At 66.4% G+C, this 12,670-nt stretch carries 11 protein-coding genes; 3 read left to right on the top strand and 8 right to left on the bottom strand.

The annotated features are described in order from the left end of the window. Positions 1–22: 22 nt before the first annotated feature. The 3 genes from QC821_RS05320 to QC821_RS05310 all read right to left on the bottom strand — a co-directional run bounded on the left by QC821_RS05320 (position 23) and on the right by QC821_RS05310 (position 2,698). Positions 23–526, bottom strand: a complete 504-nt coding sequence (locus tag QC821_RS05320; protein ID WP_309717991.1) for a hypothetical protein — start codon at positions 524–526, stop codon at positions 23–25. Between the two features lie 108 nt (positions 527–634). Beyond that, entirely contained in the window at positions 635–2,431 is a 1,797-nt protein-coding gene (locus QC821_RS05315) for a sodium:solute symporter family protein (RefSeq protein ID WP_309717989.1), read from the bottom strand. 6 nt (positions 2,432–2,437) lie between these two features. After that, positions 2,438–2,698, bottom strand: coding sequence for a DUF4212 domain-containing protein (locus QC821_RS05310; protein ID WP_076746483.1), 261 nt, complete (start codon positions 2,696–2,698; stop codon positions 2,438–2,440). Positions 2,699–3,194: 496 nt separating this feature from the next. Between QC821_RS05310 and QC821_RS05305 the strand changes: the two genes are divergently transcribed. From QC821_RS05305 to ttcA, 3 genes are read left to right on the top strand one after another with little or no spacing between them, the layout of a single operon-like run. After that, the gene (locus QC821_RS05305) at positions 3,195–5,006 is read left to right on the top strand and encodes a putative nucleotidyltransferase substrate binding domain-containing protein (protein WP_309717985.1); all 1,812 of its coding nucleotides are present in this window, start codon (positions 3,195–3,197) and stop codon (positions 5,004–5,006) included. 50 nt (positions 5,007–5,056) lie between these two features. Continuing rightward, positions 5,057–5,674 carry a 3'-5' exonuclease gene (locus QC821_RS05300; RefSeq protein ID WP_309717983.1) on the top strand — a complete coding sequence of 206 codons (618 nt, stop codon included), beginning with the start codon at positions 5,057–5,059 and terminating at the stop codon, positions 5,672–5,674. A 57-nt stretch (positions 5,675–5,731) separates the two neighbouring features. Next, a complete protein-coding gene (gene ttcA / locus QC821_RS05295; RefSeq protein ID WP_309717981.1) occupies positions 5,732–6,610 on the top strand; it encodes a tRNA 2-thiocytidine(32) synthetase TtcA in 879 nt (292 codons plus the stop codon). Between the two features lie 81 nt (positions 6,611–6,691). On the opposite strand, the gene fnr is transcribed toward ttcA, so the two are convergent. From fnr to QC821_RS05270, 5 genes are all read right to left on the bottom strand, one after another. After that, complete coding sequence (gene fnr / locus QC821_RS05290; RefSeq protein WP_309717979.1) at positions 6,692–7,435, bottom strand: fumarate/nitrate reduction transcriptional regulator Fnr; 744 nt, start codon at positions 7,433–7,435, stop codon at positions 6,692–6,694. 77 nt (positions 7,436–7,512) lie between these two features. Continuing rightward, positions 7,513–8,928 (bottom strand): oxygen-independent coproporphyrinogen III oxidase, encoded by a 1,416-nt coding sequence (hemN, locus tag QC821_RS05285; RefSeq protein ID WP_309717977.1) that lies wholly within the window; start codon positions 8,926–8,928, stop codon positions 7,513–7,515. Positions 8,929–9,276: 348 nt separating this feature from the next. Then, positions 9,277–9,978, bottom strand: a complete 702-nt coding sequence (locus QC821_RS05280; RefSeq protein WP_309717976.1) for a sulfite exporter TauE/SafE family protein — start codon at positions 9,976–9,978, stop codon at positions 9,277–9,279. Further along, positions 9,978–10,208: a cbb3-type cytochrome oxidase assembly protein CcoS gene (gene ccoS / locus QC821_RS05275; protein WP_163500790.1), complete on the bottom strand. Its 231-nt coding sequence runs from the start codon at positions 10,206–10,208 to the stop codon at positions 9,978–9,980. Before ccoS ends, QC821_RS05280 begins: the two co-directional genes overlap by 1 nt. Beyond that, a complete protein-coding gene (locus QC821_RS05270) occupies positions 10,205–12,667 on the bottom strand; it encodes a heavy metal translocating P-type ATPase (RefSeq protein ID WP_309717973.1) in 2,463 nt (820 codons plus the stop codon). The genes ccoS and QC821_RS05270 overlap by 4 nt, the downstream gene beginning before the upstream one ends. Between the last annotated feature and the right edge of the window lie 3 nt (positions 12,668–12,670).

The following is a 12,670-nucleotide window of genomic DNA, read 5'->3' as shown; positions in this document are numbered from 1 at the left end:
CAGTGGTGGCCGCCGTCGGCGCTCAGCCGGCCTCGCACACCGCCCGGTAGAGCGGCTCGTCGTCGGTTAGGTTGCGCAGCGCTGCGAGCTGCGGTCGGCGCGGCTCGCCAGTCAGCGGCACCAGCTCTTGAGTGGTGCAGTTCATCAGGTAGGCCTGGTGGCTGACCAGATCCATGTGGTGGCGCTCGAAGCGGTAGCGGATGAACTCCACCAGGCGCTCACCGTCGCTCTCGGTGACCGACATGTTGGCCTGGTCGACCACCTCGAAGGCGTTGGCGATGGGGAAGGCGTAGGTCCACGGCCGCCAGAACGCGCCGCCGTGTTCCACCGCCACCACCTCGGTAGAGTCGGGGAGCTGATGCTGCTTGTGGCTCAACCAGGTGTATTCGTGATGTATCTGATAGCCCAGCACGCCGAGGCCGGCACAGGCCGGGATGATCCAGCGCGGCAAGCGCTTGCCGCTGAGAAAGCGCAGCAGCAGCCCGACACCGGCGGCGCCGAGGCCGGCAAAGGCGGCTGCAATCAAGTGCCATATCATAAGGTACCTTTCTGAAAGCAGTCGGGCTTCCCTGGGGGAAGCCCGACGTGTTGCGGTGAACGAGCCCCGGCGCCTGGCGCCGGGGGCCATTATGGCTTAGTGGTCGATGGCACCACCAGCACCTTTCGGATAGCGCACGCTTTCCACCAGATCTTGGATCTCCTGGGGAGGCTCCTCGGTGGCATTGGACACCGCGAAGGCCACGGCGAAGTTGATCATCGCGCCGACGGCACCGAACGACAGCGGCGAGATACCCAGAATCCAGTTGTCCGGGGTGTTCGGCAGCATGTTGGTGCCGGGGATGAACAGCCAGCCCAGGTAGGTGAAGATGTACAGCAGGGTGGCGACCAGGCCGGCCAGCATGCCGGACACGGCGCCCTTGCTGTTCACGCGCTTGGAGAAGATCCCCATCATCAGTGCCGGGAACAGTGATGCGCCGGCGATCCCGAAGGCCAGGGCCACCGTCTGCGCGGCGAAGCCCGGCGGGTTGAGACCCAGGTAGGTCGCCAGCAGGATGGCCCCCGCCATCGAGATGCGTGCCGCCAGCATCTCGCCCTTCTCGGTGATATTGGGGTTGATGGTCTTCTTGATCAGGTCGTGACTGATCGCCGAGGAAATCGCCAGCAGCAGACCGGCTGCAGTGGAGAGGGCAGCGGCGATACCGCCAGCGGCGATCAGGCCGATGACCCAGCCCGGCAGGTTGGCGATCTCCGGATTGGCGAGTACCAGGATGTCGTTGTTGACCTCCAGCTCGTTGCCTTCCCAGCCACGTTCGGCGGCGGTCTCGGCAAAGTCCGGGTTGGCGTCGTTGTAGACCTGGATGCGGCCATCGTTGTTGAGATCGGTGAACTCGATCAGGCCGGTCTCTTCCCAGGTCCGGATCCACTCTGGGCGCTCTTCGTAGATCAGTGCGTTATCCAACGCCTCCTCGTAGTTCTCGACCTGGCCGGCAGCGTCCGGATAGACGGTGGTCAGCAGGTTGAGACGCGCCATTGAGGCTACTGCCGGTGCGGTCAGGTAGAGTAGGGCAATGAACACCAGCGCCCAGCCGGCTGACCAGCGCGCATCGGCGACCTTGGGTACGGTGAAGAAGCGGATGATGACGTGGGGCAGGCCCGCGGTACCGACCATCAGCGACAGGGTGAACAGCACCATGTTGAGCTTGTTGTCTACGTCGGCGGTGTAGTCGCGGAAGCCGAGCTCATTGAGCACCGAGTTGAGCTTCTCGAGCAGCGGCAGGCCCGATTCGGTGTGGGTGCTGAACATGCCGAACATCGGGATCGGGTTGCCGGTCAGCTGCAGCGCAATGAATACCGCGGGAATGGTGTAGGCGATGATCAGCACGATGTACTGGGCCACCTGAGTGTAGGTGATGCCCTTCATGCCGCCGAAGACCGCATACAGGAACACGATGAAGGCAGCGATCCAGATGCCCCAGGTGTTGCTGACTTCGAGGAAGCGCGAGAAGGCCACACCGGCACCGGTCATCTGTCCGATGACGTAGGTCACCGAGGCAACGACCAGGCACACCACCGCGACGATGCGCGCCGGGGTGCTGTAGAAACGGTCGCCGATGAAGTCGGGCACCGTGAACTTGCCGAACTTGCGCAAGTAGGGGGCCAGCAGCATGGCCAGAATCACGTAGCCGCCGGTCCAGCCCATCAGGAAGCTGGAGTTGGCGTACCCTCCGGAGGCCAGCAGGCCGGCCATGGAGATGAACGAGGCCGCCGACATCCAGTCGGCGGCGGTAGCCATGCCGTTGGTGATGGGATGCACGCCGCCGCCGGCGACGTAGAAATCCTTGGTCGAGCCCGCGCGGGCCCAGATCGCGATGCCGACGTAGAGGGCAAACGAGGCCCCGACGAACAGCAGGTTGATGGCAAACTGACTCATGTCTGGTTACTCCCCCAGGCCAAACTGTGCATCGAGCTTATTCATGCGCCAGGCATAGAAGAAGATGATGCCGATGAAGGTCAGGATGGAGCCCTGCTGGGCGAACCAGAAGCCCAGGTCGGTCCCGCCGACAGGAATACCGGACAGCAGCGGACGCAGTAGAATGGCGAAGCCGTATGACACCAGCGCCCAGACGATCAGGCAACCGGTTATCAAGCGCACGTTCGCCTTCCAGTATGCGGCGGCATTGGATTTATCATCTGCCATTGTGAAGCTCTCCACGTGTGTTGGAAGTGTTGGTGTGGTGATGAGAGTTGGTGTGACCTGGCAAGGCAATCGCACCTATCGAACGTTGGTCTTGTCGTCATCCAAAAGCATATGACTAACGTCTACCCTGTCATCTACGTGAGATTGCCCTGCATGATTCATGACTGATAGTGGTCAATAGATGCCTAAAAATAAATCCCAGACTTTGGTATCACGCCTTTTGTTGATGTTTATTCGTAGATTCTTTTTTCTTTTAAATCATAGCCTTATTTTGAATGCCGAAAATAACTTGGGTGGCTGGGCGAGGCACTATAGGACGATGGTATAGCGTCGCTTGGCGGAACTTTATACCAAAGGCGACGCCCCATTGAACGATAGTCTAGCTGTCGGCTAGGGGACTGGCTTTGGTATTCTACAGATATCAAAAATATAAGTAAGGCAGGGTTAACCCTAAGTATGCGAGCGGAAAGTCTTACGCGTTTTCGAGGTTGCTACCATGGTCGATGTCGATCTTTCCCAGCCGCCGTTCACGCTGCTCGATGACGCAGGACGTGAACGGGTGCGTGGCGGCGTCGACCTGGCCTATTTCGATACCCAGGAAGTGATCCTCGATGCCGGCCAGCCCGGTGAATTCGTGTTCATGATCCACAAGGGCGAGGTAGCTGAGCTCGACCCGACCATGCCGGCAGCGGCATCACGGATCGGCCACTACACCGCCGGCGACCTGTTCGGTGCCATCAGTATCCTCAATGGCAAGAGCCGCTATCGCTTCCAGGCCGAGCAGGAGAGCCTCTGCTATCTGCTGCCCAAGGCGCTGTTCCAGCGGCTGTGCGATGACTACCCGGCGTTTGCCGAGTTTTTCCGCCAGAGCCTGACCCACAAGGCGCGTTTGCTCACCGAGCGCCGCGCCGAGGGCGGGGTGACCATGGCCGGCTTCATGCTGGCGCGCATCGGCGAATGCATGCGCGAGCCGCTGGTGGTCGACCAGGCGACCAGCATCTTCGATGCGGTGAGCACGCTCAATGCCAGCCACGCCGATAGCCTGCTGGTGTGCGACGGCGAGCGCTTCGGCATGGTCACCAAGACCGACCTGCTCAATGCCGTGGTCATCGAGGGCCTGGACCAGCAGCGCCCGGCCATCGAGGTGGCGCACTTCGAACTGGTCACCGCCGGCGCCGAGCAGTATCTGTTCGAGGCGCTGGTGCGCATGACCCGTCACGAGGTGGCACGAGTGGTGGTAGTCGAGGAGGGCAAGCCGGTGGGCGTGGTCGAGCTCACCGACGTGCTGAGCTTCTTCTCCAGCCGCAGCTACGTGGTCAGCCTGCAGGTCGAGCAGGCCGATAGCCTCGACGAGCTGGCCCGTGCCAGCGCGCGTACGCCGGAGCTGGTGCGTGCGCTGATGGCCCAAGGGGTCAAGCTGCGCTTCGCCATGGGCCTGTTGGCGGCTCTCAATGGCCGCATCATGGCCAAGGCGTGGGGCTTCGCCATCGACGAGGTGCATCGCGACGCCAGCTGTCTGATCGTGATGGGCAGCGAGGGGCGCGGCGAGCAGATTCTCAAGACCGACCAGGACAATGCGCTGATCCTGGCCGACGGCCACGCCTGGCCGGAGTGCGAGGCGCAGATGCGCGAGGTCACCGAGACCCTGATTCGCCTCGGCTACCCGCCGTGCCCGGGCAATATCATGGTCTCCAACCCCGACTGGGTGGGTAGCGTCAGCGAGTGGCGCGAGCGCATCGCGCGCTGGGCCGCACGCCGCGACGGCGATAGCCTGATGAAGCTCGCCATCATGCTCGACGCCCACGCCGTGGCGGGTCAGACCGCACTGCTCGAGCAGGTGCGCGACGAGCTGTTCGAGCGCTGCCGTCGCGACGAGATACTGCTCTCCTATTTCGCGCGCACCGCGCTGCGCTTCTCCACGCCGTTGACGCTGTTCGGCTCGCTGAAGAAGCCCCAGCACGGCATCGATATCAAGAAGGGCGGCATCTTTCCCATCGTCCACGGTGTTCGCACCCTGGCGCTGGAGCGCGGCATTCGCGCCACCTCGACCCTCGACCGGCTCGACGCCCTGGCCGAGGACGGCCGCCTCGAGGCCAATTTCGCCGAGGATCTGGGCGAGGCGCTGGCGCTGTTCACCGAGCTGCGCCTGCGTCAGCAGCTCGAGCGTGACGGCGACAGCGAGGATGCCAACCGGGTGGTGGTACAGCAGCTCTCGTCGCTGGAGCGCGACCTGCTGCGCGAGGCGCTGCACATGGTCAAGGACTTCAAGCAGCGGCTGTCACAGCGCTTTCATCTGGAATACAGCTGAGGCTCCGCTTCGGCCTGAACAACGACGATAACCGAGCCATGGAGGTTCACATGCTGCGCGCCCTGCGCCGAGCCAGCGACCGACGTCGTCATGCCGAAGGCGAGTATGGCTGGCTGTTTCACCCTTATACCGGCAACGAGATGGTGGCCATCGACTGCGAGACCACCGGTCTCGATACCCGCAGTGCCGAGCTGGTATCGATCGCCGCGGTCAAGGTACGCGACGGCCGGGTGCTGACCAGCGAGTCTCTCGACCTGCGCCTGCAGCGTCCGGCCAGCCTCAACGGCGACTCGATCCGTATCCACGGCCTGCGCGGCATCGATCTGGCCGGTGGCGACTGCGTCGAGGAGGCGCTGGACAAGCTGCTCGACTTCATCGGCAACCGGCCGCTGATGGGCTGGTGCCTGGACTTCGACATAGCGATACTCAACCGCCACCTGCGCCCGCGCTTCGGCTTCGACCTGCCCAATTCGCTGATCGAAGTCTCGCAGCGCTACGTGCGTGACCTGCGGCGCGCGCATCCCGAGATCGAGCCCAACCTGCGCTTCGAGGCGGTGGCCAAGGCCCTCGACGTGCCGGTGATCGGCCGTCATACCGCGCTGGGCGACGCGGTCACCGCGGCGCTCATGTACCTGCGCCTGGAGAAGGGGGCGATGCGCGGCGACTGACGTCGTTGCGCGGCGATGGTAAGATGGCCGACCATTTCCGGCCCCGATGCTGCGATCATGTCCGAGATACTTCCTCCCCAGGCGGCGGGCGTCAGCGACGCCCGCGACAAGCGTGAGTTCAACAAGCTGCAGAAGCGCCTGCGTCGGCAGGTGGGCAACGCGATCATCGACTACGGCATGATCCGCGACGGCGACAAGGTCATGGTCTGCCTGTCCGGTGGCAAGGACTCCTACACCATGCTCGAGATCCTGCGCAGCCTGCAGCGCAGCGCGCCGGTGGACTTCTCGCTGGTCGCCGTTAACCTCGACCAGAAGCAGCCCGGCTTTCCCGAACACGTATTGCCCGAGTATCTCGACGCCGCTGGCGTCGACTACCATATCCTCGAGCGCGACACCTACTCGGTGGTCAAGGAGAAGACCCCCGAGGGCAAGACCACCTGCGCGCTCTGCTCGCGGCTGCGGCGCGGCTCGCTGTACGGCTTCGCCGAAGAGATCGGTGCCACCAAGGTGGCGCTGGGCCACCACCGCGAGGATATTCTCGAGACGCTGTTTCTCAATATGTTCTTCGGCGGCAGCCTCAAGGCGATGCCGCCCAAGCTGCTCGCCGACGATGGCAAGAACATCGTGATCCGACCGCTGGCCTACTGCCGCGAGGCGGACATCGCCGAGTTCGCCCGGCGCATGGCGTTCCCGATCATTCCCTGCAACCTGTGCGGCTCGCAGCCCAATCTGCAGCGCCAGGTGGTCAAGGAGATGCTCGCTGAGTGGGAGGCCAAGCACCCCGGGCGGCTCGAGACCATGTTCAAGGCGGTGACCAACGTGGCGCCGTCGCAGCTCGCCGACCGCGAGCTGTTCGATTTCGCCGGGCTCGAGGACCAGCAGGCCCAGCGCCAGGCCAATCGGATCGAGGCCTTGGACCTGGCCCGCCAGGCCTAGTCGCAGACTCTGCGATGCAGATGCACAGCGCCCCCGCCGATCACTCGGCGGGGGCGCTGTCGGTTTCGCGGTCGGAGATGGCTAGAGGCAGCCGTCGCCCTCGGCGAGAGACTCGAGTGCCGACAGGTCGAGGATATTGACCTCGCGGCCGGCCACCGACACCAGCTGCTGCTGCTGGAAGCGGCCGAGAATGCGGCTGACGGTTTCCACTGCCAGGCCCAGGTAGTTGCCGATGTCGGCGCGCGACATCGACAGCCGGAAACTGTAGGCGGAGTAGCCGCGGCGGCGGAAGCGATTCGACAGCCCGATCAGGAAGCTGGCCAGGCGCTCGTCGGCGGTCTTGCGCGATAGCAGGCGCATCATGCGGCGGTCGTCGCGCATCTCCTTGCTCATGCTGCGAAACAGCTGTGTGCGCAGCTCCGGTAACTGTTCGGAGAGATGGTCCAGGCGGTCGAAGGGGATCTCGCACACCGTGGTGGTCTCGAGGGCAGTGACCGTACCGGGGTACAGCTCGTCGTCGATGGCGTCGAGGCCGACCAGCTCGCTGGGCAGATAGAAGTTGGTCAGCTGGTCCTCGCCGTTGCCCTCGCTGGCCAGCTGCTTGAGGCTGCCCGAGCGCACCGCAAACACGCTGGTGAACGCCTCGCCCTGGCGGAACAGCGTCTCGCCCTTCTTGAGTGGCGCGCGACGGCGGATGATGGCGTCGAACTGGTCGACGTCGGAGAGCTCCAGAGCCAGCGGCAGGCACAGTGAGCTCAGGCTGCAGGTCTGGCAGCGCGTCTCGTGCAGTCGTGCGCTTCTTGGAGCGGTGGCGGGGGCTGGCATGACCTCCTCCTGGGTGGTGGCGTTGCCCTCAGTATGGTGGATCATGGCGCTACGGCAAAGAATACTTTCCGGTGAGCTCATAGGATCCTCGAGTAGCGCGGCCCCTGGCCAGGCGTGAGATGGGCGTCGAAGGCCATCGCCAGGTGGCGAATCAGCAGCTTGCCGATCGGGGTGGCCGTCAAGGTCAGGCCGCGGCGCATCATCAGGCCGTCGCGTTCGGCACCCTCCAACTGGCGCAGGCTGTCGGCAAAGTAGCGCTCGGCGTCGATGCCGAAGCGGGTGCCGAGCTCGGCCAGGTCGAGGTGCATGTCGCACATCAGGCGCTCGATGGCGTAGCGGCGATACAGGTCGTCCTGGCTCAGGCGCACGCCGCGCTGGGTCGCCAGGCGTCCGGCGTCGAGCGCTGCCTCGTAGCCGGCCAGGTCGCTGGGATTCTGGGCATAGAGGTCGTCGACCCGCGAGATCGCCGAGACCCCGAGGCCCACCAGGTCGCTGTCGGCGTGGCTCGAGTAGCCCTGGAAGTTGCGCTGCAGGGTGCCCTGGCGTTGGGCCACGGCGAGGCTATCGTCGGGGCGCGCGAAGTGGTCCATGCCGATATGCACGTAGCCGGCGGCCTCGAGCATGTCGATGGTGGTGCGCAGGATGGCGAGCTTCTCCTCGGCGCTGGGCAGGTCGGCCTCGCTGATGCGCCGCTGCGGCGCGAAGCGCTGTGGCATGTGCGCGTAGTTGAACACCGAGAGCCGTGCCGGGCCCATGTCGATGACCTGCTCGAGCGTCGCGGCGAAGCTGTCGCGGGTCTGGTGGGGCAGGCCGTAGATCAGGTCCATGTTCAGCGAGCGGAACCCCAGTCGCCGTGCCTCGTCGACCAGGGTCTCGGTAAGCACGCGAGGCTGCACGCGGTTGATGGCCTTCTGGACCCGCAGGTCGAGGTCCTGGACGCCGAGGCTGATGCGGTTGAAGCCCAGCGCCTGCAGGTGGCGCAGGGTCAGCATATTGGCTTCGCGGGGGTCGATCTCGATGGCGTAGTCACGCTTGGGGTCGCTGCTGAGCCCGAAGCGGCTATCCAGACGGTCGACCAGGTCGCCCATCTGGTCGAGGGTCAGGAAGGTTGGGGTGCCGCCGCCCCAGTGCAGTTGGCTGACCGGTCTTGAGGTGTCCAGATGCCGCGCGGCGAGCACCATCTCGCGGTCTAGCCTGGCCAGGTAGGGCTCGGCCAGGCGGGTATTCTTGGTGGCGATCTTGTTGCAGGCGCAGTAGAAGCAGATCTTGCGGCAGAACGGCACATGCACGTAGAGCGACAGCGGCCGGCCGCCGGCATTGCTGCGCGTCAGCGCATCGGTCAACGCCTCTGCGCCGACGCCGTCGTGAAACGACAGCGCGGTAGGGTATGAAGTGTAGCGCGGCCCGCTGACGTCGTAGCGGCGAATCAGCGCCTCGTCCCAGGCGGAGGACGCCGCCGCCTGGGGCGGCGCGATGGGCGTGGCGTAAGACATGGTGGGCACTCCTGACGAGGATCTTGCGCCCATGCTAGCGCCGGCGCGGCGCGACGATCTTGCGTTGGATCAAGTTGCCGCGCATTCGTACCCAGGCTATCGGCGCTGCACTTAGCGAAGGACGCCGGTGGCAGGTCGGAGAGGGGGTTTCGATGCCATGGATGGCATCGGTAGCGCCCAGGGATGGTTTACAGCGCCACCTCGTAGACCTGCCGCCGGAACAGTCCTGAGCGGTGCTGCTAGCTAGCTGCGCAGACCCGCTCAACCACTGGCCTCGACCTGCCCCCGGCGTCCCTCACTATGGCCGCGGAGCCGACCCGGTGGTAGCTGCTCTGGTTATTTAATCACTCAGTGGCCGGTGGCGCCGGGCACCAGCCGCCATAGCTGCCAGAGCGCGAAGGCAATGATGCTCAGCGCGGCCACCGCGCGGGTGGCGGGGTGGCGGATCAGCCGCGCCAGGCTGTGGGCGGCCATGCCGGTGGCCAGCACCGCGGGCAGGGTGCCGAGCCCGAAGGCAGCCATCAGCGCTGCACCCTGCAGTGGGCTGGCCAGGGTCAGGCTCCAGGCCAGCATCGAGTAGACCAGCCCGCACGGCAGCCAGCCCCACACCGCACCCAGGGCCACCGCCTGGGGGATCTTGACCACCGGCATCAAGCGACGGCCGAAGGGCTCGATATGGCGCCACAGGCGTCGGCCAAGCCGCTCGACCACGAGCAGGCCCTTCCACCAGTTGGCGATGTACAGCGCCATCAGGATCAGCATGATCGCCGCCAGCCCCTGGAACACCAGGCGTACCCCGCCGGCCAGGCCGCCGATCAGGGTGCCGAGGCCGGCGACCAGCGCGCCGGCGACCATGTAGCTGGCGATGCGGCCCAGGTTGTAGCCCAGCAGCAGGCCGCTGAGGCGCGCCGGGTGGCGCATGCTGGGCGGTACGGCGAAGGTCAGTGCGCTCATGATGCCGCCGCACATGCCGATGCAGTGGGCGCCGCCGAGCAGGCCGAACACGAAGGCGGCGGCCAGCGGAGGTAGGTCGAGGCCGGTGGGATCCATCAGTGCGGCGGGTCGTCCTGCTGTCGCGAGGCGTCTCGGGCGGCGGCCTGGTCGCGGCGGCGCTGGCGCTCCTCGGGGGTGAGGTCGTTCTCGTCCTCGTCGAACAGGATGCGGTGCGCGGGGCCCTCGAGATCCTCGAACTGATCGTTGCGCACCGCCCAGAAGAACGCCCAGACGGCCAGGGCCAGCAGGATCAGCGTCAGCGGAATCAGCAGATAGAGAATCGTCATGCGGGCTCCGGTGAGGGGGTGGGCGATGCAGGGCTGCGCGGCTGCATACGGGTCAGGCGTAGGGCGTTGCCCACTACCACCAGTGAACTCGCCGACATGCCCAGCGCAGCGACCCAGGGTGGCACGATGCCCAGCGCGGCAATCGGCAGCGCCGAGGCGTTGTAGCACACCGACCAGATCAGGTTCTGGCGGATGATCCGGCGCGTGGCGCGGGTCAGCTCGATGGCCTCGACGATACGCCCCAGGCGGGGGCTGAGCAAGACGGCATCGGCGCTGGTGCGGGCCAGATCGGTGGCGCCGTTCATGGCGATCGAGACGTCGGCACCGGCCAGCACCGGCACGTCGTTGATGCCGTCGCCGACCATGATGACTTGCTCGCCGTCGGCCTGGTAGGCCTCGATCCGCGCCAGCTTGTCCTCGGGGCTGGCAGCGGCCTGCCAGTCGTCGATGCCGAGCTGGGCGGCAAGCGCCGACACCGAGGCCGGAGTGTCCCCCGACAGCAGGCTGACCGCCAGGCCCTGGGCCTTGAGCCCCTCCACGGTGGCCGCCGCGTCTTCGCGCAGGTGGTCGCGCAGGCCGAACCAGGCCAGCGGCTCGCCGGCGGCGGCGAGCAGCAGCCACTGGCCGTCGCTGGGTGGCTCGAGGTCGTGCTCGGGGGCGGCGAAGGCCGGCTTGCCGAGGCGATATCGCAGGCCGTCGATGTCGCCCTCGAGGCCCAGTCCGGGGCGGCTGACTACCTCGCTGGCGCGCAGCGTGGCCAGCCGGTGAGGGCGAAACGCCCGGGCGATGGGGTGTTCCGAGTGGGCCTCCAGGGCGGCGGCCAGCTGGCGCAGCCGGGCGGCGTCGCGCTGCTCACCCAGCGGCCGGGTGTCGACCAGCTGCATCTCGCCGCGGGTCAGGGTGCCGGTCTTGTCGAAGATCACCCGGGTCGCTTGGGACAACCCCTCGATGGCGTGGGCGCGGGTCACCAGCACGCCGCGCCGGCGCAGCTGGCCGTGGCCGGCGGTGAGCGCGGTGGGGGTGGCCAGTGCCAGCGCGCAGGGGCAAGTCACCACCAGCACCGACAGCGTTACCCACAGCACCCGCGAGGGGTCGATGAACCACCACACCGCGGCCACACCGACCACCACTACCAGCAGCCGCAGCACGAACAGGTGGGCCATGCGCGCCGCGGCTTCGGCGATCTTGGGGCGGCTGGTGAAGGCGCGGTCGGTGAGGTCGACGATGCTCGCCACCCGCGCCTCGCGGCCGGCGTGGGTGACGCGCACGGTGAGCGGGCTCTCGACGTTCTGGCTGCCGCCGGTGACGGTGTCGCCGATGCCGCGGGTGACCGGCAGGTACTCGCCGCTGAGCATCGACTCGTCGAGGCTCGACTCGCCGGCTTCGATCACGCCGTCGGCGGGCACGCTGTGGCCGGGCTTGACCAGCACCAGGTCGCCGGGGCTGAGCTGGCTGGCGGGCAGGATGCGCTCCTCGCCGTCCGCGGTGAGGCGCACCGCCGACAGCGGCAGGGCACCGGACATGGCGTTGCCGCTGTGGCCGCTGCGGCGCCGCGCGCGGGCCTCGACGTAGCGGCCGAACAGCAGGAAGCAGGTGAACATCGCCACCGAATCGAAGTAGACCTCGCCGACGTCGAAGATCACCGCGTAGCCGCTGGCCAGGTAGGCGCCGCCGATGGCGATAGATACCGGCACGTCCATGCCCAGGGTGCGGGTGCGCAGGTCGCGCAGCGCATTGCGGAAGAACGGCTGGGCCGAGAACAGCACCACCGGCGTGGTCAGGGCGAAGGAGAGCCAGTGGAACAGGGCGTAGAAGTCGGCGCTGATCTGGCCCGGCTCGGCGACGTAGATCGGCACCGAGAACATCATCACCTGCATCATGCCCACCGCGGCGACGATCAACCGCCGCACGTTCATGCGCTCCTCGTGCTGGAGGCGCGCCTGGGCGGCGTCGGGCTCATAGGGCTGGGCGCTATAGCCGATGGCGGCCATCTCGGCGAGGATCCGCGACAGCGACACCCGCGCCGGATCCCAGCTGACCCGCACACGATGATGGCTGAGGTTGACCGCGCTGGCGGTGATGCCGTCGAGGGCGTTGAGGCGATGCTCGATCAGCCAGGCGCAGGCGGCACAGGTGATGCCGTCCACCGCCAGGGTGGCGGCCACGCCGTCGCCATCGGGGTGCACGAACTGCTGCTGCAGGCCGGGGTCGTCGAATACCGCCCAGGTCTCGGCCTTGACCGCCTGACGGTCGTCGGGGCGCTCGGGCAGCTCGGTGCGAAAGCGGTAGTAGCTGGCCAGGCCACCGTCAACGATGGCATGCGCCACCGCCTCGCAGCCGGGGCAGCACAGCGCGTGGCGCTGCTCGTCGAGGCGGATCTGCCAGGGAGCGCCAGGGGGCACCTCGCTGCCGCAGTGGTAGCAGTGGCTGGGCGCCTCGACGGCGAGGGTCTCGCTCATGGT

Source organism: Franzmannia qiaohouensis, assembly GCF_031451695.1.
In the GTDB taxonomy this organism is placed as follows: Bacteria; Pseudomonadota; Gammaproteobacteria; order Pseudomonadales; family Halomonadaceae; genus Franzmannia; species Franzmannia qiaohouensis.
The sequence above is the reverse complement of the archived record's forward strand: the minus strand, read 5'-3'. Positions and strand labels throughout refer to the sequence as shown.

Bases quoted from the DNA above. Each gene is read 5' to 3' on its own strand.
- QC821_RS05315 (WP_309717989.1), bottom strand. From the start codon at position 2,431: ATGAGTCAGTTTGCCATCAACCTGCTGTTCGTCGGGGCCTCGTTTGCC.
- QC821_RS05310 (WP_076746483.1), bottom strand. From the start codon at position 2,698: ATGGCAGATGATAAATCCAATGCCGCCGCATACTGGAAGGCGAACGTG.
- QC821_RS05305 (WP_309717985.1), top strand. From the start codon at position 3,195: ATGGTCGATGTCGATCTTTCCCAGCCGCCGTTCACGCTGCTCGATGAC.
- QC821_RS05300 (WP_309717983.1), top strand. From the start codon at position 5,057: ATGCTGCGCGCCCTGCGCCGAGCCAGCGACCGACGTCGTCATGCCGAA.
- ttcA (WP_309717981.1), top strand. From the start codon at position 5,732: ATGTCCGAGATACTTCCTCCCCAGGCGGCGGGCGTCAGCGACGCCCGC.
- fnr (WP_309717979.1), bottom strand. From the start codon at position 7,435: ATGCCAGCCCCCGCCACCGCTCCAAGAAGCGCACGACTGCACGAGACG.
- hemN (WP_309717977.1), bottom strand. From the start codon at position 8,928: ATGTCTTACGCCACGCCCATCGCGCCGCCCCAGGCGGCGGCGTCCTCC.
- QC821_RS05280 (WP_309717976.1), bottom strand. From the start codon at position 9,978: ATGGATCCCACCGGCCTCGACCTACCTCCGCTGGCCGCCGCCTTCGTG.
- ccoS (WP_163500790.1), bottom strand. From the start codon at position 10,208: ATGACGATTCTCTATCTGCTGATTCCGCTGACGCTGATCCTGCTGGCC.
- QC821_RS05270 (WP_309717973.1), bottom strand. From the start codon at position 12,667: ATGAGCGAGACCCTCGCCGTCGAGGCGCCCAGCCACTGCTACCACTGC.